Genomic DNA, 19,887 nt, shown 5'->3' with positions numbered 1-19,887 from the left:
GTCATGGCGACAGGCATCAAGCGCCAGCACGAGCCGCCGAGGATCGTCGGCGATCTTCTCTCGGCCGAGATCGCCGAGAAGCAGGCCCGCTCCATCAAATACCAGCTCACCGTCGCCAAGCTGCCGATCGCCAAGGACATCGAGGAGTTCGACTTCGACGGCACGCCGGTCAACGAGCCACTCATCCGTGATCTCGCCAACGGAACCTTCGTCGCCGACCAGCGCAACGCCGTGCTCATCGGCGGCACCGGAACCGGCAAGTCGCATCTGGCAATCGCCATTGCCCGGGCCTTGATCCGCAACGGCTCACGTGGCCGCTTCTTCAACGTCGTCGATCTCGTCAACCGGCTCGAGACCGAGCACCGCGGCGGCAAGCAGGGCCGTATCGCCGACTACCTCACCCGGCTCGGACTTCGTCGTGCTTGATGAACTCGGCTATCTCCCGTTCGCGCAAGCCGGCGGGCAATTGCTCTTCCACCTGATCAGCAGGCTCCTTGCCGATCAGGCTATTAAGGCGGGGAAACAGAGGACATCAGCCTGGAAGGATCAGCGAAGAAGTCGGCAGCACGTTCGACGTCGTCCTCGATGCGATGCAGCACCGCTCCAGATGATTTCGAAAAAACTCGCGGCCAATGTCGAGAGTGTAGCCAAATCCGGATATGAGCAATCGCCGAGGTCTGAAAGTTTCTGCCGCAAGGCTCACCCTAGATGCGGATCCAAGGCTTGTCGCATCAACGGTCCTTCACATTCGCGGGGAGCCACGATTTTGTCACGCCGGCAAGCGCGCTCACTCTCCGCATCGGCAGTAGTCTTTTGGGCAGCATTCAGCCTTTCGTCTTACGCTAATAAGACCGTGGTCCCATAAGGGAACTTAACGGACTTGGACACGTTTGCTGAGGGTTGGCAACGCCTACAAAACTCCCACAAGAAATCCTGTGTTCTTGAGGTAAAACTCGCCATTATCCAGAGGTGGATCATGAACAGCATTATATGGTTGGTCGGAGCGGTTGTAATCGTGATCGCTATACTTAGTTTCTTCGGCCTACGATGAAAGGTCTATTTATCGAACGCTAGCCGAAATCGGAGGAGTGCACAATGAAAAATGCTTTAATCATGTTAATGATGCTGGTTCCCCTGGCAGCCTGCTCGCGCACGGAACAAGGCGCGGCAGTTGGCGGCTTGGGCGGTGCTGCTGTTGGTGCCGCGGTAGCTGGCGATCCGGTCAAGGGCGCCGTGGTGGGCGGAGCAGCCGGGGCCTTAGCCGGTGCCGTAATTGGTCATGCCAGCGAAGCTGGCCAATGCAGGTATCGCGATCGTCACGGCCGGGTCTACATTGCACAATGCCCAGAGGGATATTGATCGCAAAGCGCCTGATCAGAAACGCTGGTCCGCCGACAAGCTAGGCACTAAACGATCGTGGGACCAGAACTTCGAACGACTGTCGGAGGGACTTCCCGCGCCGCGTACCATGATCTGGAGTGGCAAGGTTCGAGCTTGCGTTTAAGTGGTCGAGGCCTACGGCGAATGGTTCGTCCGCGTGGTCCAGGAAGACCAGGAACTTACCCGCTCATTTTACCGAGAATGGTACGCACTGGCCTTTGCTGAAGGCCAGCGCATTCGCCTGCATCTCAATAAGGTATGACGGTGGCGCACTTGTCTTACAGGTCTCGTTAAACTTTGAGGTCGAAGCAGAGCACCGTTCCCGCACCAGCAGCTCTCCGGATTCAGACGTCTGATATCGTCCACGCACCTGAATCGCCGCGAGGAAGGCCCGCGCCGCCGCGGCGTCACGCAACTTGCGATGGCCCATTGGAATGAATGATGACCTTGGCGGCTCTCGACGAAAGGCCGTATTTTCGCGCGAAAAACTCCATCTCCTTTGCTGCGGCAAAGGCCTGCCGTCGCGCCTTCGATGCCTCGTTGAACCTCTAAATTGAGGCGTGTGGACCAACTCGTGTGGCTGAATGTGTGCGGCAGATGCCGATCGATCTAACTCGTCGCGGCATCCTTGCTGTATCCAGCAATGTAGTAGATATCGAACTCCTGGCTGACCCTTGCGTCGATGAAGGGCAGCAACGACGGCGGACAGAACGAAGTCACTAATATCTTCAGAGTTGTGATGTATTTCGTCGGCTAATTTCAAACTCGCTCCTGCCTTGGTAGCCAAAGCGCCCCCGCTCACGGGATGGGACGAGGGCGCATTTCGCGATTGTCATTTGTTGATGATGACGCGCTGTTTGTCGCGATTTTGAGCGTAGGTGGCCTTGTCGTAGGCAGGCTGAGCCGTCAACTGCTCCTTGGTGAAGTTCGTATAGAGGTAGCGGTTACCGTTCTTGTCGGTCATGAACTTGAGGTTCTCCATACCGATGGCCACCTTTTTTTCGCCAATGCCTAGAAAGCCACCTACATCGACGATGATGGTGTCGACCTTCTTGTCGCCGGTCAGAATGACGTCGCCGATATCGCCTACCTTCGCGTCATCTGCACCATACACATTGGTACCAATTAGATTTGCCGCGCTGATTTTGTCTGACGGCATCTCAGTCAACGACGACTTGTCAATTGAAGCGGTTGCGGTTTTATCTGTCTTTGCAGGAGCGGTTTGGCCGTCGGCCGTGGGCTGGACCGTGGTGGAGGCAGACGCCGCGTCGTATGCCTTGGTGTCAAAACTGGGCTGGGCTTGAAGTTCTTCCTTGGTAGTCTTTGCCACCAGCCAGCGGTCGCCCTTTTTGTTGATCCATTCGAGCTTACCGTAATCGTAGGCAACATTCTTTTCGCCCACGCCGAGGAAACCGCCTACGCCAATGACGACGAGTCTGGCCTTGCCGTCCTTGTCCAGGACGATGTCCTTAACGTCGCCGACCTTCGTCGCGTCATCAGCGGTGCTGTCATAAACCGCGGCTCCCATGATCTTCGAGACGAGTTTGCCGTCCGTTACGGGAGCAACAATCGCGTTCTGGATAGCGGGAGTATTTGCATGTACGCCGGGCGCGTAGAACGCGGTCGACATAAGAGCGGCTGTCGCCGCTGTAGCCAATATCTTCCGGATCATTCTGAAACTCCTTCTGTTGCCTGGTTGATCGACCGTCGGTATCTGCCAACGTCATCTCGATCGACGGAAGCAATCGCTTTACGTTCCAAGGGTGTGCATAATCTCAAGCGGCGTAGACTGACGGCGTTGAGATCCAGTTCCCAAGCCTCAGCAAGGGAGCGAGCCCAAGTCTCTGAGCACTGGAAACACCACTCCTGCCCCCCAGATCAGAACCCGATGCCGGGCAGAGAGGGAAGGCACCCGGCCTGCCGGTGGCACGCACCACGGCCGGCGGCCGACGACGGGCGAATGACCCACTTTCACCTGTCAGTGCTCACATTCCAAGCGTCACGCGACTTTCGGCAGGCCGAAGAATCGCAGCGAACAACTCGGCCGCTGCCAACGCCTTGTCGGCCGCGTCATCGACCTTGTCGAAGCGCTTCAACACTCGGTCGTGCAGCATCGACAAACGGGCGTCGTGGTAAAGAGCGCTGCGCTTCTCGGCGCCCATTTCCAGCGGTGCAAACATCATCGTCATGGTGCTGTCTCCTCAGCATTCCACGTTATGGTCAATCTTCGTCAATCGCTGTTTTGCATCGGCAACGCTTTGTTCCTCCGATCGTATCCGGTCGAGGTTCACCGCGACGCTGGAGCGCTCGCCGAGCAATTCGTTGGCGCGGACAAGGGACGGCTCGGCTCTCTGCACGCGCTGGCGCGCCTTGGCCAATTCAAAGCTGAAGATTTCAGCCATCGCTTGGCATCCTTGGTAGCTGTCCCTTCCATTAGAGAACACTGATTCACCCGTTTGGTTCCGATTGCGGCGAGGGCCGCATGACGCCCGACCCACAGCTTGAGGCCAATGTCGCCGCGGCCAGACGGCGATAGCTGATTTGCTCGATACATTGGCCAGCACCTGATCGGAGCCGACGCCACCCGTACGGCCCCTCGAGCCGGACCTCGACGGCAGCGACAAGATCTCGAAGCGAGGAGGGGAGGATCGCCAGTGCCAACCGAAAGGTCGAGCGCGTTTATGCGGCTCAAGCCGAACTAACCAAGCGTCGAAGAGAGCCAAGGCTGCCGCCGCCGAAAGCGAACTCCGGGCCGGTACGCGCCGCGAAGGCCAAGTCATACACCGCCGGCTTCAGCCCTTGCGGCAACGAGGATTGCCGTCTTCACGGTTACCGTGTCGACCGCCAATCTGGGCATCGCCTACCAGGTCTACCGTCATAGCTAGTCTCTGGGCGGCGCCAGAGGCGAGTGCAGCAAAGGCGATCGAGCGTTTCCGGGCACAGATGCGGAACGCTTCTGCGGGCCACAGCGAGCCGCCGAGAGGCGAACGGCGCTTGGAGGGCGGGCGACCGGGTTTTTCATTTGTGCGGGAACTTGGGCCAAACCGCGAGGTTGGGTGATTGCAGCGTTCGAGTTTCCGCTGCCGACGCTTGATCGGGCCCGCGCCTATCCGGGTGGCGCGGGCCGCCTTTCAATTGACACTGCAAGCATCGCTAGACATTGACCAGGGCTCTGGCGCTGAGAGTTCCAACTCGTACGATGACTCATCGAAGCGAAGGCGAAATTACTGCCTTCGAATTTTCGGTAATAAATGATTGTTTTCGACGGATGGTAAGCGAGGGCTTGCCTGAACATGAATGGATTGCCAGACGATCTGGTGACAGCGATGCGACCCGGAAATGGTAGCGGCGTGCATCCTGGGCCCAAAGCCGACGAAATTGAAGCGGCGTTTAATTTACTGGGACAGACTTGACCGGGCCTATCGCGATTCCCGCCAACTCTTGGATGCCAGCGCATTTTCAAGAGAGGCCAAGATCTGCCTATAGAGTGAACGGAGGCTCGCTTCTCAGGCTTTGCTTTCGCCTGGCGCGCAAACCCGCGCGAGGCAACCAAGTTTGAATGATTGCAGTGAGTCCCCGCTGCCGACCCGGGCCGCAACCTGATCGGACCCGCGCTCCCCTTCGATAAGCAGCGCGGGCCGACGCGCCTGGTGCCAGCCGGACTGTCGGCGAAAGAAAAGCCCGCCGACGGAGTCAGCGAGCTTTCTTCTGAAGGCTTATTTCCCCATCATCATTGCCATTTTGCAAAAGTTTTCGTGCGCCTTGGCGATAGTTGCGTCGGCGCAGTCCTTCATAATGGCATCACGGTCTTCCTGAGACATTGCCGCCCAAGCTGCTTTCGCTTCGGCTTCAGACTTCATTGTCTTCATGCCGGCATCCGTGAAGAAGGGAGACATCTTCGCCGGGTCGTCGAGTGCAGACGTGCCGCTCGAACTTCCTGCGACCGCGGAGCCGGAAACCATTGCAAGGGTCAAGGTAGCGAAAACCACTTTCTTGAGGTTCATGTTAAATTCCTCCTAAAAGGGTCGGCCTTTGTGGCAACCCGTGCTTCACAACGCGGGTTTTTGGGAAAGGTTTCTCGTAAACGCAAAGTTGCCCAATTCGGGATGGCTTCGAAGGATGGTGTGCTTTTCGGGCCAGTTCCAACGGTGTGTAGTTACATGGCATTTTCGCATGAGGGTCCTATCTAACGGCCATGCCTCAACGGCGAAAAATCGACGAAACTGCGAAGCTGGTCGGCGAGTGGCCTCTGACGCCTACCGCCACGCTGGGGTCCTCGGTGCGGGCGAAGGGTATTTTCCTGGAGGTGCGGTCACGCCTTCCGATGGCAGCGAGAAAGTTGCTGAATATCGAATCCCGGGTGCTGACGTTGCGCGTACCGGAAGGTGTTGAGGCTGACGTCACCGATGCATGCGCGATCATATCGAACGCGATGAAAGACATCGAGGAGTTGCCGGTGATCCCTCGCGAAGCCGAGGACATCTTGACCATCAAGGCTGGCGAACGGCACCGCTGGCTGAAGGATGGCCGCCTTGAAAGCGCCGGGACACGGACGGTGAAATTGCGCGGCCGCGCCAGGAACATCACCTTTCTCGTGTTCGACCCACGGCATATTGAGGATGTGCTTGACCGTGACCTGGTTTCGCTGTGGCGAGAGCAGGACATTGCGACAGCCGCCGAAAATAGGCGGCGAGCTGCAGGTCAGGCGGCCATGAAGCGCGCCCTCAAAAGGGCCCGTCGATCAGACCATTCAGACGGCAGCCGAGACAAGGAAAGAGGTTCTGACCTGCGCGATTGGGATGAGTTCGACATCGCTGGCTTCTTCGCTGATGATGGTCCCGCCGCCGGGCGAAGACTAAGGAGGGGGCTGGCCGATAAGTGTCGGCTCACTGCAATATCGGGCATCCAGGCGGTCTAGGAGCACAGCGAAAGGATTAAGCCTTATCTACAAGTGGCATTTAGGGCATGACACCGCCCTGGACCTTCATTGCTCTCTGGTTAGGCGAACACCTGGAAAATCATGACTGCTGCCGCCGCCGCCATTATGACTGTCGCCATCCAACCGATTAGACGCATCAGCGGCGGCACGGTTATTTTGCCCATCACGTCGCTTCGTCCTGTCATGAGCATCATCACCGCCATAACCGGTACTGCGACTACGCCGTTTACCACCGCGCTCCAGTAAAGTGCCTTGATAGGATTGATCGGTGTAAAGTTGAGAGACGCGCCGATCAACGTGGCGATTGCAATTGTTGCGTAGAACGCCTTAGCGGCCAGCGGCGCACGCTCGAGCCCCACTGGCCAATTCCGTGCCTCACCCAGGGCATAGCCGGCCGATCCTGCCAAGACCGGAATGGCAAGCAACCCTGTGCCGATAACACCGAGGGCGAAAATTGCGAAAGCAAATTTACCGGCGACCGGACGAAGCGCCTCGGCCGCCTGGCTAGTGGATTGAATATCGGTGACACCCTTGGCATGAAGCGTGACGCCGGCAGTAATCATGATCGCGAGGGCAACCAGATTGGAAAATCCCATTCCGATATAGGTGTCGAGACGAATGCGCTCTATTGCATTCTCCGCCTGCTCTGGCGCTCTCTTGAGCGGCTTGCGCTTGGGCTTGGCTTTCTGGTCCTCCACCTCCTGGGACGCCTGCCAGAAGAACAAGTATGGACTAATCGTAGTTCCGAAGATCGCGACCACCGACGTCCAGAATGACGCGTCCGGAGACAGCTGGGGGATAAACAGGCCTTTCGCGACTTGCCCCCAAGGGACATGGACGAACATGACCGTGCCGAAATAGGCAAATAGCGAAAGCGCCAGCCATTTAAGGACCGCGACATAGCGCTTGTATTTCACAAAAACCTGGAGCCCGACGGATATAGCCGCGAACAAGACGACGTACAGCAGCGTCGGACCGCCAATGATAAGCTTCAGCGAATCGCCCATCGCGCCGAGATCAGCGCCGATGTTGATGGTGTTAGCGATCAAGAGTAGCGCTACGACCGACTGGAGCAGCCAGTTCGGGTAATACTGTCGCATATTGCCGGCGATGCCTCGTCCCGTCGTGCGGCCAATGCGGGCACTGATTTCCTGCACGACAGACATTAGGGGATAACTGAATAGCATCGTCCAGGAAAGGCCGAAGCCGAATTGGGCGCCCGCCTGGGAGTAGGTGGCAATGCCACTGGGATCGTCATCGGATGCGCCTGTAATGAGACCAGGCCCGAGCACCTGAATTAGCCTTGGCTTTGATGGCCCGACAACGTGATTCGCTGTTTTCGCGCTCAACTGATGGCCCCGAAACCGCCCTGAAATCAGATCGTTAACGCGGCGGCTGGACAAAAGCTCCAGAGCTAAAGCTTTTTATAGTAGCACTCGCTAAAAAATGAGCGGGCGAACGAAGGCACCTCATAGGCATGCGGTCCAGTCCTTTCGCTGTTCATCGGTGTAAAGCACACAATCATAGGAATTTCTCTCCGTCGCCGCGATGTGCCAGACAAAACCAGTGCGACGGCCGCCGGGCCCGGGCAAAGCCGAACCCACCCAACTTCCCATCCTTGGGCTGGGGTCGGGGCAGCTCTTCGGAAAGAAAATCGGGATCAGGTTCACGCACGTCCGGCGTCGAGGTAGGTGCGTCTAGCGGTGGGTCGTCAGACGGCTCTGGGCGGCATTGCTATTCTCCTGGCCAGTCGGCTGGGCGCGGTCTCTTTCCGCTTGCCGGTCGTGCATCGCTGCGCCTGTTTGAGAACGGATCGGTGGAAGAGCTTGCCTTCCCGTTGAGGGTTCCTGCGTCCTGGGTGCAACGGGAGCTGCCCGGCATCTTGTCGGTCGAATTTTTGCGCTTGATCTCGGCGCCGGGCTTTCAGGCTCCTTGATGATTGCCTTGCTGAGATTCTTGACGCTCCATTTTCGCCATCTCCCTTTGCTGGCCAGACACCTGCCAGAAGGAATGTTCCATCAGCAGCGGAACCCCTTGGCGTCTGGTGGGGTTATCGATGAACAAGCCAGAAGGGATCGATATGCCCGACGACGACAACCATCGAGAAACCGGAGCGACCAAATATCCGGCCCGGACCGGTCCGGATCCTTCCGACGCGTTCTCCCAGGAGGCGGCAGGCAACCAGAAGCCGAAGGGTGGGATGGGATTGACGCGTCCTGTAAACGACGTCGATGACAAGACCCACCAGTCGGACGGTCAGAACCCACCTCGCTCCACGACGAGACAGGAAAACAAGACGCGGCCCTGAATGTCGTCAATCGTAGCTTGGACGCTTGAAGCAGCGATTACCAATGCTTGTGAACCGCCTGGTTCCGGAGGTGATCTTGCCAAGGGCGCTGGGTGAGTAGTGTCCCCAGGACGCCATCGGCAGTCTCGCCATCACCCAACGAGGCGACGCCTGCCACCTCCAACGCCGATTTGCGAACAGCTTGTCGAGAGCGGGGAGACGTTGTCCCGGACCGTTCCTTCGCTGACATTCGACTTCGCACCCAGCCGGGTTTATGGCCAGGCCGGTATGCGTTTTGGCGTGGCGCGATTTGTTGGCTGTCGAGAGCCCTTTCTGCCGGGGCTCTTCTTCAGCAACGCAGCCATCGCCTTATGCTTTTCTCTGCCGTCGGCGCCACATTCTATTGTCGGTGGCGAGACCACTATCATCTTCAGGGCGGGCGAGCGATGGAGTGCCTCCGACGGTGAAGACAATTCCGGCGTCCTCAAAGGCTTGGCGCATGGCAGCGATGGTATGGGGACGCGGTTTCCTAACGCCGTTCTCAAAATCGCTGATCGTCATTTCGCTAAGATTGGCCTTTGCACCAAGTCGCACGTGCACCAAGTCGCACGCGCGACCAGTTCAGCAGGGATCGTGCTGCTCGTAATTGATCCGCTGAGAGTAGGTTTCGCCTGTCCATAAGCATTCAAACATTCAAGATGGCTAATATGTTCCTCGACCTTTGCGACGATCTGAGGCGTCCGCGCTGAGCGGGCGCTGACAATGGATCAGGCAAACTAAGGTCTTGGAGCAGCGCACTACGACAGGAGGTCCAGGCCGGAACATTAGCGCCCCCTACGGGTTAGTTCGGCTGTGGTCGAATCATTGGCTGTGGGGCGATGGCGGTACTGGCGTTCGATTTCGTCTATTTTTCTGGCCTAACCGCAGACGACGTTCTAGGCAGCGTCGTTTTGCTGCTGGCATGTTTACTGCTCTTCAAAGCTTTGGCTACGGACCACCCCAACCGATAGATCGGTTTCATGTTCTCTCGCCATGGACAGAAGGGCGCCTCGACGCACTTCCAAGAGATTGCGATCGCGTGAGACCCAATTGCAAAGCTAGTGCCCCGGGGTCAGCCAGATCGCATTACCCCCGGCTCCTCGATAGGCGCATCGCTAGTCCCATCTGAAGCTGCGTCCGGATTGACGGGCAAGACATCGGAAAAATTGACCGTGGCAACCAGATATCCGGCTTCATCATAGACCCTGGTAATTGATCCCGATTGCTCGGTGCCAGGGTCCTCCACGATTGCTCCGCGTGCCTTTTCGATAGATCTCGGACTGGTCCATGTCCGCGCTGGCGAGTTCTTCCTCGAAAGCTGTGGTCTGGCCAGACGCGGTCGTCTCAAAACGAAATTTTGGCATAGGAACCTCCTGTTCCTAGGCAATGCCCATGCCCGAGTTGCGTTCCAAGGGAAACAGAATTGGTGGGGAATGCAGCTAAGATCGCCGCGATCGCAATAACCTTGTCGCGACGATGGTCAGCAAGCCAGTGATCACAATCCAGGCCTGTATCTCGCGTTGGGTAATTGTTCCGACATCTGATCCCTGCTTCGGCAAAGCTTTCTGCGCAACTACCGGTCGAAGGTCGGACCGACTGCCGAGACGCACCGAATAGGCTCGCGTGAATTCGGCGCCGAGCAAGAATATCTCCGACGAATAGTAAACCCAGAGCAGTACGACCAGTAGCGCGCCGGCCGCCCCGTAGGAGGATGCGGTTGCACTGGTTCCGATGTACCAGCCGATAAGAGACTTGCCGACGGTGAAGAGCAAAGCGGTCACCACCGCACCAATTCCGACATCGCGCCACTCGAGAGACCGGTCCGGCAGAATTTTGAAGATCGCGGCAAACAGAGCGGAAATCAGGACGAATGAAACAATGCCGTTTATCAAGGCGAGGATGAATGTGCCGAACGGCAGATGGTCGTTGATAACAGCGCCAAGCGCGGAAATCGCAGTGCTCGCCGCCAATGAGACAAGCAGTAAAAACCCCAACGCTGCAACCAAGCCAAGGCTGGCGGCCCGCGCTCGGACCAGTCGCGACAAGGACATGGCGGGAGGATCAATCTTCCAGATCTTGTTGAGCGAAAGCTGCATTTCGCCAAAAACACCTGAGGCTGTGACAAAGAGAGTGACGATGCCTACCAGCGTGGCAAGAGTGCCCGATGTTCTATGAGAAGCGCTTTCAATGGTGGTGCGCAGAAGATCTCCGGTTTGCGTACCCATCACGCCTGCAATTTCGGCTGACAAGGCGACTTGAGCTGCGTCATGCCCGAAGACAAGTCCGGCAATCGCAACAACGATCAACAAAATGGGGGCCAAGGATGTAACGGCATAGAACGCCATCGCCGCGCCGTGGCTAAGTGCATTATCGTTGATGAACCCGAGGATGCTATCCTTGCCAAGAGACCAAGCTTCGCGTGCCACTCGCATTGGGAACCCCTTTTGCCTGAGAGGAACCTAGTGCTGTGGGCGGCGAAAACGAGCCCGCTGCCACGTGCTGGTAGCGCGAGGTGATGCTCGCTAACGAAAATCAGGGGCGCCTGCGCGCCCCTGCGAGAGTCTACCAACCTTGCCTCGAATACCATTCGTCGACGTCTCGCCGGACCCGGTCCTTCTCGATGCCATATCTCTCCTGGATCTTGCCTTCAAGCTGATCGCGCTTGCCTCCAATGCGATCGAGATCGTCGTCGGTGAGTTTGCCCCACTGTTCCTTGACCTTACCCTTTACCTGCTTCCAGTTTCCTTCAACGCGGTTCCAATCCATGGCCGTCGCCTCCGTAGTTGCACAACAGCTAAAACGCCATTTCAGGCGCGAGGTTCCGAATGGGCACCTTGCACCTCCGATCGGAGCTTGCGATTTGCGCAAACAATTGTCTCAGCTCTGAACCTGTGCTGCCGCAGGCGGATCGAGCAACGCGGCCGGGTTTGCAACTCTACCAGCAGTTCGGCGGGCGGTCGCCACAGACATTTCTGTCGCAGCGCCACCTCACCGTGTTTGGCGCCGGCATGACTGGGCGTGTCTATGGCTGCTGCGTCGAAGACCGGCCATTGGTGGGTCGGGTCCATGATAGCAACGAACCTCATTTTGGCGCTCCCAAATATCAGCGCCTTAAAATTCGTTGCGCGCGAATTGTTCCAACGCTCTCGATAAAAGGCGAGAGGACGACTGGCCGCCACTACATAATGACGCCGAGCGCAAGCGAAGGCTGGGCTTGAGGTGGCTCAGGCTGCACGGGCGCGCGCCCAAAAACGAAAATTGCAATGTCTGAGTGATCGGCGGGGCCACGGCCGCCGTCCGATCTCTAGCGGTCACAAAGCGTCGGGTTTCCCGGAGCGACCAGGTGCGACTGGAAATCTCCTTCCTCACGGAACTCGCCGCATTTTTCGAAGTTTCGGAATCGCTCATTGTGGGCGTTTTTGAACAGAGGAGACTGCACATGGCCGCGCCAAAAAAAGCCAATGGCAACAATAAGGACCTGGAGGACCTTCTCCTGGACGGACTAAAAGACATCTATTACGCCGAGAAGAAAATTCTGAAAGCTCTGCCAAAGATGGCCAAAGGAGCATATGACGAGCAAGTCTCAGCCGCCTTCCAGAAACATCTTGCAGAGACGGAGGGGCAGGTCGAGCGCCTGGAGGAAGTCTTCGAACTTCTCGGCGTTCCAGCACGCGGCAAAACCTGCCCCGCCATTGATGGCATCCTCGAGGAAGGGTCCGAAATCCTTGAGGAATATAAGGGTTCGCCCTCGTTGGATGCTGGCCTGGTCGGGGCCGCGCAGGCGGTAGAGCACTACGAAATCGCCAGGTATGGAACTCTGATCGCTTGGGCGGCCGCCTTAGGTAAGGAGGATGTGATCGAGCTGCTCGATGCGACCCTCGAAGAGGAAAAGGCTACTGACGACGCCCTCACGGCGCTCGGCGAGGCGGGCGTGAACGAACGCGCAGCAAGCCAAGGGGCGGCTTGACCATTCTCCAATGGCCTGGGCAGTAGCTTCGAGGCCTTGCGCATTGTAGGGAGATTGCCATGCGTATCTACAAACAACTGGAAAGTCTGTTTCTTGAATTTTCTGCCGCTTTGGCTAGGCGGCGCGCCCTAGGTGACGCCTATCGAAATAGCGTGATGCAGCCTGTTTTATCTCAAAAGCCGAAGTAGCGCCGCTAGGGGAAACGTTCCGGTATATTCCTGTCGAGGAAATGGGTGGCGATTTTCGGATCGCCACCCGCTTTTTTAGGTGCCTCCATAACCCTTCAGGGTCGTTAGGAGGCCGTACGTGCTCGCGAGACGTGGGAATTTCCAACCGACGAGAGCGGTCCGCGAAAGCGATCTCAAGCGTTGGATATTCGTCTGCAGCCGGTTTGAGCTTGCCCAGCCGGCGGCAAGACTGCAACTCTGCCGGGTCGCGGATGGCTGTTTGGCCGCAACCATTAGGCGGCGCCTTGCAGATCGTGACGCCTGGGGCGGCAGCCGTCTTCCTGGCTTTTAACACCGGGGGAAGGTGACCGCAGGACCATTGCCACCCGGACTTTACTCAGGAGGCCTCTTACCGGAGCCGTCTGCCCAAAAGTCGCTTCGAATGCCCAACTGTCGTCTTGGCTCCTCGCGATCGCTGAGCTCCAGTAACACGTCAGCCTGATCTGTGACTGACTAACTCAGGATTGGGAATGTCGTTGCGGACTTAACATGATGGGTGAGGCTCAACGTCCGAAGGTATGGCGACCCCCGGCGGTTTGTCGCACGAGTAAGACAAGCACTTCATTGCGCAATCGACTCGGGCCCCGTTGAGACAAGCGCAGCATTATGCGGGATGCTTGCCGCGGGGTCGCGGGGCCACGCACCGGTCAAAGCTGCGACCTCAGCCAACTGGCAAACCAGTCTGTAACCTTTTCGCTGAGGGGCCTAGCCTGCCATTCTTCTAGGCTGATCGGCCTGCATCTCTCAAGATCTTGATTGAACAAGTCGATTTGCGTCCGAGCAAAATCCTTGCCGTAAACGTTCAGCGTGGCTTCGTCGTTCAGACGCAAGGAACGCTCGTCCAAATTGGCTGAACCAAAGCTCGCCCAGACGTCGTCAACGATCAAGAGTTTGGGATGGTACATCGTGGGCTGGAACTCGAAGATCTGAACACCTGCTCTAAGCAATGTGCCCCAGAAGTACCGCGAACTCTTTCGGGTCAGTGGCACGTCGGTAAGCGAACTGGGCACGATAACATCTACCGATACGCCTCTTTTCCTAGCGTCCAGGATCTGCTCGATGGCGATGTCGTCCGGTACGAAATAGGCCATCCCGATACGCAAGTGATCTTCAGCAGCGGCTATCGCTGCCAACATCATCAGTTCCATGTCCGCCGAGCCATTCGGCTGCGAGGACAGGATCAGCTGGGCGCCCAGTGCTCCCGCTGGTTGGAGCGAAGGATAGAACTTCTCACCCTGCAACGTCTCCCCGGTTGTCTCCATCCAGTTTTCCGCGAACGCTGCCTGAAAAGCTGATACGGCCGGTCCTTCGATTCGGTAGTGGGTGTCGCGCCACTCATCGGGGTTGCGAGCGTTTCCTCTCCAATTGTCAGCGATGCCTACGCCACCGGTGAATGCGACCCGTCCGTCCACGATCAGCAACTTGCGGTGGGTGCGATTGTTTACGCGATCAAGCGTGTACCAATGGATGGGTCGATAGCGCTCGAACTTTACGCCGGCACTTGTCATGATGCGGATGAGCTCTTCATCGAACGGAAGACTTCCGACCCAGTCGACCAGAACGCGGACCTCAACGCCCTCTTTTGCTTTCGTGGCAAGAGACGTCGCGAACTCATAGCCGACAGCCCCAGACCAGTAGATATAGGTCTCCATATCGACCGTCGAATGAGCGGCTCGGACTGCTTGGAGCATAGAAGGAAAAATCTCGTCCCCGTTGACGAGGGTCTGGACAGCGTTCGAACTGAAGATGTGCCCTTGCGAGAAGCTGCTCATCGTCTTGGCGAATTGTGGATCCGATGCGTAAAAACGGTGGGGCACGGGCGATTGCACAACGCGCTGGTCTGGAATTACATTTATGGTGACCACCGTCAGCAAGCTTGCGACCACAGCAACGGCGACGTACAGGAGCCCCTTCCGCAAACGTCCGGATTTGCCCGCTTTCACGTTTGTGGGTGAAGCCATGCGACCGAAAGGCGGCAGCTCAGTTGCCATCTCTCAAGAACTTATAAAGGGGCGCAGCTTGCCCGCGTCGCTTGAGAGCAATCCCGACAAAGATAGCGTTCGCGCAGAACTCTTAGACAATCGACTAGCCTTTGTTGAAGCGCGTACAAGCGCTGATTGACGAGACTGACAGACGGGTGTTTTCGCTATGCGCCCGACGCTTCTGACCGTCTGATGGTTTCACAATAAATTCCATCATAGCTCTGCCGATGGGCCAGACCGTCTTCGGCGCCGACGAGGAAATCCTCAACTGTAGTCGCGACCCCCGACATGATGGCAGCCATGTCGCTGCTCGAATCGGTTAAAGAGAGGTCGGTTCGCGCGATTTTCATACAGAGATCCTCGTCCATTCTGCGTTCCCCTGTTAAGCTTTTGGAGCAACGCGCGTTATGACAACCCGTTCCACCGCAGCGAGACTGGACAACAGGGGACCAAGACCACATTTGGTTTTTTGCCTGCTCATCGGCGGCCTCTCTCACTGACCGGCAGCAAAATTCTCACGAATTTTTCTGATTCGATCAGTGCTGCGCGAGGTGAGGTCTTCCTTATCTGCACATCCCATTTGGCTTCTCAATTCGAAGCTCTCGCAATCGCCACCGCGCACTTGCGGTTGCCTTCATTATCGCAAAGATCGGCGCTTTTTAGCCAGCCTTCGCCGTGCTCCCGTCTGTCCCAGAAGGATAGGTAGGCTGGACTCCCAGGTGTAGGCGTAACAGGCCGCTTGGCAATTGCCGGCACGAAACGATGAGCTTGCCTGCCGCCCGCCTGTGCGTTCAAGGGGAGCGCTCACGAAGCGTCCATTCGTCGTGCCGCGTCAGACGGCCAAGGTCTCGCTCCTGACGCCCGCCTGAACAGGTTGATTGTGATGGCGGCTCGAAGTTCGCGCTCGGTCCGCGAACGCAATCGTCGCCTCGGGAACAGGCCAAGCCGCCGGGTTTCAAAAATGCCTTCAGCTTCTGCGGAGCAACCGCCGCGAGTGAGGGACTCACCAAGGGTTGTCACTTGATTTCAAGGGCCCCGTTGTGCGCCAGGAATATTCGATTTGAGCAGGAACTGGGTGCCGTTGGTGAAGTTCAATTCACAAGATCAATTTCAGGAACAGGAGCGAAAAAACGTGAACACGCCCATAAACAACGACCTCAGCGGACCCTCTGGGGGAAATGAATGGCAGGACAAGACCGATACCCGCCAGACCGAAAAAAGCAAGGAAGCAATCGGCAAGTTGAAGTCCAGCGCGGCCGAAACTGCAACACACCTCAAGAGCGCTGCCGCTTCCGTATCCACTGACGCGAAAAATTATGCCGGCTCGGTGGCATCGGATGCTGCTGGAGCATTCAAAGAAGCGGTGGAGACGAACAAGACCGCGGGCGCCGACGCGATCGCCAATATCGCCCATTCCGTCAAAGAAGCAGCCGACGGCATCGAGAAGCAATCGCCCCAGGTTGCTGGCATGGTCCGCACCGCCGCCGAAGGGGTGGAGCGGATTTCGTCCGATATCAGGGACCGCAACGTGGGTGAGTTGCTGGACTCCGTTACAAAATTCGCCCAGCGTCAGCCTGCCGCCTTCTTCGGCGTCGGCATCCTGGCCGGCGTGGTTCTCACCCGCATCATGCGAAGCTCTGATCGGTCCTGAGAGGAGGAGCACTCCAAATGGATGATGGTACCGATCGCCGATCCTTAGGAAGCGTGTTCAGCGAAGTGTTAAGCCAATTCGCTTCGCTGATGCGCCTCGACCTTCGCCTTCTCAGGGCGGAGATGAAGGTCAAGACGTCGACGATCGTATCGTCGGGCGCATGTGGCATCGCCGCACTAGCGCTCTTTATCCTCGCAGCTTTCGCGATGGTCCAGTTCCTGATCCTCGCGATGATCCACCTCGGTGTGAATCCGATGGTCGCGTGTTTGGTCGTCGGCGTTTTGCTGGGGGTGGGCGGAGTACTGTCGCTCTATCTTGCCAAGCGAGCGCTTGCGGGATGGACCATCACACCGGTCGAGACCGTCAATCAGGTGCGCACTGACATCGCAACATTGAAACAGGGGATGCGTTTTGGCTCAACTCAATGAAGAGATGCGGGAAATCATGCTGCAGAGCCGAACAGAGCGTCAGGCTTTGTTTGAGCCGGTCAGCGAAATAAGCCGGCGGCTGCAGCCCCGAAATCTGGTCGACGCGTCGACGCGATACGCCAAGCAGAAAGTTGCTAAGGCTCTTGGCGGTGTGTCCGACGCTGTGAAGGATAACGGCGGCGCCGCCGCAGCGGTCGCGTTGGGCGCATTTGTCATATTCGACGCGGGCCGGCGGAGTGCCCGCGGCCCCGCAGGCATCGGTCACGACGCTGTCGACCTCGTTGGCAGCGCCACGCATTCGGACGCAGCGTCAATGCGTTACGAAACCCATACGGGCAAGGCGATTACAAACCTGACGCGCGCAAGGGTGCTCGCCGGATCTGCGGGAAGCCTGTTGATCGGCCACATTATCGGGAAGGCGTTTAAGTCTACGGCAAAAGAGCGCGACCTGTTCGGCAAGGCTGGGGCTGAAGTTCAGGATGCCGCGGACAAGTTTATCGCTGAACATGCGCGCGGTGCGAAATTGGCCGCCGCGCAGGCCTTCGGCTTTGCCAGATACGCCGCTGCGTTCCTGGCAGTATTGACCGTAGCCAGCGACTCGCTCGGCCATGCGGATGAGCACGATCAAGGAAATCACCGATCGAACCGGCGAAAGCCTTCGTCACTGAAAAATTGAAGGACTTCCCATGCAGATCGTCGGAATCAACATTGGACCTGCCGCGGCGTCCTCAGGCCTGCCTCTTATTCGAGTAGTTTTTGAGGGGGAGGGCGGGGAATCTGTAACTGTCGAAATGGCACGAGGCGAGGACGTTGATGGCGCTCTCGGTGCAATCGACCGTGCAAAGGCTCTTCTTGTCCAGACTTCCACCTTCGAGATGCCCATCGAGAGGAGAGGCCATCTCAGAGCTTGGTCGCAGGATCTTTAAGTTCTTGCGACGTAATATTTTGGCCTTCGGGTAACGATAGGAGTGACAATCTGCTCTCATGTGCAGCCCGTCGACGCCGCCCGCGAACGGCTTCAGAACCGCAAGCGAAGCCGTTGAAGCAGATTTGCGCACCGGTCGTATCGCCAACCCATTGAAATTAGATTCGTTTTTGACTCGGAACCTTCACGGCCAAGATTCGCTTGATGACTCGTATGGGTTGTGTCGGAGTTTTGAGTTCGATGGTGTCCGCGCGTGCGAATTGGAAGGGTTATGTCAAGTTCGGAGAAGTTGCCTGCGCCGTGGCGCTTTATACGGCAGTTTCATCCGCTGAGCGCATCGCCTTCAACACGCTCAACCGCGCTACCGGCAACCGGGTCCGACGCGAGTTCGTCGACAGCGAGACAGGCGATCCGGTCGAGCGGGAAGACCAGGTCAAGGGATACGAGATCGAGAATGGCGATTACGTTGTCCTTGAACCGGAAGAGGTTGCAGCTGCAGTTCCCGATAGCGACAAGACCCTCAAGATCGAGGCCTTTGTGCCGTGCGACGAGATCGATGACGTCTATTTCGATAAGCCCTACTACCTCATCCCCGACAAAATGGGCGCCGATGCCTTCAGGCTGCTGCGTGACGGCATGCGACAGGCGAAAGTTGCGGCGCTTGCGCGCACGGTGTTGTTCCGGCGCCTGCGTACGGTTCTGATCCGCCCCCATGGGAAAGGCCTGATCGGCACGACGCTGAATTTCGATTATGAGGTCCGCTCCGCAAAGGAGGCTTTCGACGACATAGCCCAAATGGAGATCGACGGGGAGATGCTGGACCTCGCCAAGCACATCATCAACTCCAAGAAGGGCGCTTTCGACGCGAAGAGCTTCGACGATCGCTATGAAGCGGCGGTCGCCGAACTGGTCAAGGCAAAGATCGAGGGCAAGGCTCTGCCCAAGAAGAAGGCGCCGCCGCCCGCGAAGAAGAACGACCTGCTGCAAGCCTTGCGACAAAGCGCCGGAATGGGAGCCAGTGAAAAGCCGAAACGCACTGCAGCGAAGACCACCAGTGATCGGAAGCCGCAGCCCGGGCGTGCCGCAAGCACGAAGCGCGCTGCCTGATCGGAGGTTGTCATGGCGGTCCGCCCATACTGGAAAGGCTATCTGAAGCTCTCATTGGTAACTTGCCCCGTGCAGATGATGCCGGCGACCTCAGAGAGCGAAAAGGTCCGGTTCCATACGCTCAATCGCGAGACGCACAACCGCGTCGTCAGTCATTACGTCGATGCGGTCACCGGCAAGGAGGTGAAAGAGGAAGACGAGGTTAAGGGCTATCAGCGCGGCGAGAACGACTACATCATCCTCGAAGACGAGGAGCTCGAAACCGTCGCCCTCGACAGCACCAGGACCATCGATATCGAGGTCTTCTCTCCGCGCGATTCCATCGAATGGATCTGGCTCGACACGCCATATTACCTGTCGCCAAACGATCCGGTCGGGGAGGAGGCATTCTCGGTCATCCGGGATGCCATGGCAGCGGAGGACATGGTCGGCATCTCACGACTGGTGATCTCGCGTCGGGAACGCGCCGTCATGCTTGAGCCGCGCGGCAAAGGCATCGTCTTGTGGACGTTGCGCTATGGTGACGAGGTTCGCGACGAACAGGCCTACTTCGAGGGCATCGAGGGCACAATGTCCGACCCCGAGATGATGCCGCTGATCCAACAGTTCATCAAGAAGCAGACGCGCCATTGGGATAGCACGCTGGTGTCAGATCCGGTTCAGGGCAAGCTGCTGGAGATCATCGAGGCCAAGCGTAAGAAGACGAAGCGTCCGACAAAGGCCAAGGGCGCTGAGTCGAAGGCCACTCTCAACAACGTCATCACCATCATGGACGCGTTGCGTAAATCCGTCGAGGCGGAGAACCGTCCGGGCAAGCGCTAGGATGCGCCGATCACCCAGACCGGTGGGCCGGTAGTCACAATGCGAGCACTCCGTGAATGAACAGTTCAGTCTCGCCGCTTGCGGAAACGCGAGCCGACGCAACCGCAACGACGGAAAGTTGCGGCACGCGTCC

19 protein-coding genes and 2 pseudogenes are annotated in these 19,887 nt (G+C 57.7%); 12 read left to right on the top strand and 9 right to left on the bottom strand.

What is annotated here, in order from left to right; translation table 11 throughout:
* Both AC1DXM_RS30830 and AC1DXM_RS30825 read left to right on the top strand, forming a co-directional pair.
* Nucleotides 1-511: pseudogene (locus tag AC1DXM_RS30830) on the top strand (ATP-binding protein); the annotation flags it as partial.
* Nucleotides 512-1,095: 584 nt separating this feature from the next.
* Entirely contained in the window at nt 1,096-1,359 is a 264-nt protein-coding gene (locus AC1DXM_RS30825; protein WP_477239193.1) for a YMGG-like glycine zipper-containing protein, read from the top strand.
* An 853-nt stretch (nt 1,360-2,212) separates the two neighbouring features.
* Here the strand turns inward: AC1DXM_RS30825 and AC1DXM_RS30820 are convergent.
* From AC1DXM_RS30820 to AC1DXM_RS30805, 4 genes are all read right to left on the bottom strand, one after another.
* Nucleotides 2,213-3,052, bottom strand: coding sequence for a PRC-barrel domain-containing protein (locus tag AC1DXM_RS30820; protein WP_477239191.1), 840 nt, complete (start codon nt 3,050-3,052; stop codon nt 2,213-2,215).
* 313 nt (nt 3,053-3,365) lie between these two features.
* Nucleotides 3,366-3,569: a hypothetical protein gene (locus AC1DXM_RS30815; protein ID WP_477239189.1), complete on the bottom strand. Its 204-nt coding sequence runs from the start codon at nt 3,567-3,569 to the stop codon at nt 3,366-3,368.
* 12 nt (nt 3,570-3,581) lie between these two features.
* Nucleotides 3,582-3,782, bottom strand: a complete 201-nt coding sequence (locus AC1DXM_RS30810; RefSeq protein ID WP_477239187.1) for a hypothetical protein — start codon at nt 3,780-3,782, stop codon at nt 3,582-3,584.
* A gap of 1,314 nt (nt 3,783-5,096) precedes the next feature.
* Nucleotides 5,097-5,384 carry a hypothetical protein gene (locus AC1DXM_RS30805; RefSeq protein ID WP_477239185.1) on the bottom strand — a complete coding sequence of 96 codons (288 nt, stop codon included), beginning with the start codon at nt 5,382-5,384 and terminating at the stop codon, nt 5,097-5,099.
* A gap of 191 nt (nt 5,385-5,575) precedes the next feature.
* Between AC1DXM_RS30805 and AC1DXM_RS30800 the strand changes: the two are divergent.
* Nucleotides 5,576-6,187: pseudogene (locus AC1DXM_RS30800) on the top strand (hypothetical protein); the annotation flags it as partial.
* Between the two features lie 191 nt (nt 6,188-6,378).
* Here AC1DXM_RS30800 and AC1DXM_RS30795 read toward each other — a convergent pair.
* Complete coding sequence (locus AC1DXM_RS30795; protein ID WP_477239183.1) at nt 6,379-7,668, bottom strand: NRAMP family divalent metal transporter; 1,290 nt, start codon at nt 7,666-7,668, stop codon at nt 6,379-6,381.
* 707 nt (nt 7,669-8,375) lie between these two features.
* On the opposite strand from AC1DXM_RS30795, the gene AC1DXM_RS30790 reads away from it, so the two are divergent.
* Nucleotides 8,376-8,627 carry a hypothetical protein gene (locus tag AC1DXM_RS30790; protein WP_477239181.1) on the top strand — a complete coding sequence of 84 codons (252 nt, stop codon included), beginning with the start codon at nt 8,376-8,378 and terminating at the stop codon, nt 8,625-8,627.
* Nucleotides 8,628-8,828: 201 nt separating this feature from the next.
* A complete protein-coding gene (locus AC1DXM_RS30785; RefSeq protein ID WP_477239179.1) occupies nt 8,829-9,287 on the top strand; it encodes a hypothetical protein in 459 nt (152 codons plus the stop codon).
* A 797-nt stretch (nt 9,288-10,084) separates the two neighbouring features.
* Here the strand turns inward: AC1DXM_RS30785 and AC1DXM_RS30780 are convergent.
* Both AC1DXM_RS30780 and AC1DXM_RS30775 read right to left on the bottom strand, forming a co-directional pair.
* A complete protein-coding gene (locus tag AC1DXM_RS30780; protein ID WP_477239177.1) occupies nt 10,085-11,077 on the bottom strand; it encodes a YihY/virulence factor BrkB family protein in 993 nt (330 codons plus the stop codon).
* Between the two features lie 130 nt (nt 11,078-11,207).
* Nucleotides 11,208-11,411, bottom strand: coding sequence for a CsbD family protein (locus AC1DXM_RS30775; RefSeq protein WP_477239175.1), 204 nt, complete (start codon nt 11,409-11,411; stop codon nt 11,208-11,210).
* Nucleotides 11,412-12,084: 673 nt separating this feature from the next.
* On the opposite strand from AC1DXM_RS30775, the gene AC1DXM_RS30770 reads away from it, so the two are divergent.
* Together AC1DXM_RS30770 and AC1DXM_RS30765 are read left to right on the top strand one after the other, a co-directional pair.
* Entirely contained in the window at nt 12,085-12,612 is a 528-nt protein-coding gene (locus AC1DXM_RS30770) for a YciE/YciF ferroxidase family protein (protein ID WP_477239195.1), read from the top strand.
* 59 nt (nt 12,613-12,671) lie between these two features.
* Nucleotides 12,672-12,800, top strand: a complete 129-nt coding sequence (locus AC1DXM_RS30765) for a hypothetical protein (protein ID WP_477239173.1) — start codon at nt 12,672-12,674, stop codon at nt 12,798-12,800.
* Between the two features lie 686 nt (nt 12,801-13,486).
* On the opposite strand, the gene AC1DXM_RS30760 is transcribed toward AC1DXM_RS30765, so the two are convergent.
* Together AC1DXM_RS30760 and AC1DXM_RS30755 are read right to left on the bottom strand one after the other, a co-directional pair.
* Nucleotides 13,487-14,830: a phospholipase D-like domain-containing protein gene (locus AC1DXM_RS30760; protein ID WP_477239171.1), complete on the bottom strand. Its 1,344-nt coding sequence runs from the start codon at nt 14,828-14,830 to the stop codon at nt 13,487-13,489.
* A gap of 155 nt (nt 14,831-14,985) precedes the next feature.
* Entirely contained in the window at nt 14,986-15,189 is a 204-nt protein-coding gene (locus tag AC1DXM_RS30755) for a hypothetical protein (protein ID WP_477239169.1), read from the bottom strand.
* A 692-nt stretch (nt 15,190-15,881) separates the two neighbouring features.
* On the opposite strand from AC1DXM_RS30755, the gene AC1DXM_RS30750 reads away from it, so the two are divergent.
* From AC1DXM_RS30750 to ku (AC1DXM_RS30730), 5 genes are all read left to right on the top strand, one after another.
* A complete protein-coding gene (locus AC1DXM_RS30750) occupies nt 15,882-16,472 on the top strand; it encodes a hypothetical protein (protein WP_477239167.1) in 591 nt (196 codons plus the stop codon).
* A 17-nt stretch (nt 16,473-16,489) separates the two neighbouring features.
* Complete coding sequence (locus tag AC1DXM_RS30745; protein WP_477239165.1) at nt 16,490-16,900, top strand: phage holin family protein; 411 nt, start codon at nt 16,490-16,492, stop codon at nt 16,898-16,900.
* Entirely contained in the window at nt 16,884-17,576 is a 693-nt protein-coding gene (locus AC1DXM_RS30740; protein ID WP_477239163.1) for a hypothetical protein, read from the top strand. Before AC1DXM_RS30745 ends, AC1DXM_RS30740 begins: the two co-directional genes overlap by 17 nt.
* A gap of 489 nt (nt 17,577-18,065) precedes the next feature.
* A complete protein-coding gene (ku, locus tag AC1DXM_RS30735) occupies nt 18,066-18,932 on the top strand; it encodes a non-homologous end joining protein Ku (protein WP_352590573.1) in 867 nt (288 codons plus the stop codon).
* 12 nt (nt 18,933-18,944) lie between these two features.
* Entirely contained in the window at nt 18,945-19,754 is an 810-nt protein-coding gene (gene ku / locus AC1DXM_RS30730; RefSeq protein WP_477239161.1) for a non-homologous end joining protein Ku, read from the top strand.
* Nucleotides 19,755-19,887: the final 133 nt, after the last annotated feature.

The organism is Mesorhizobium sp. P3_A2 (assembly GCF_056403115.1).
This window is presented reverse-complemented; position numbering and strand designations above follow the sequence as displayed.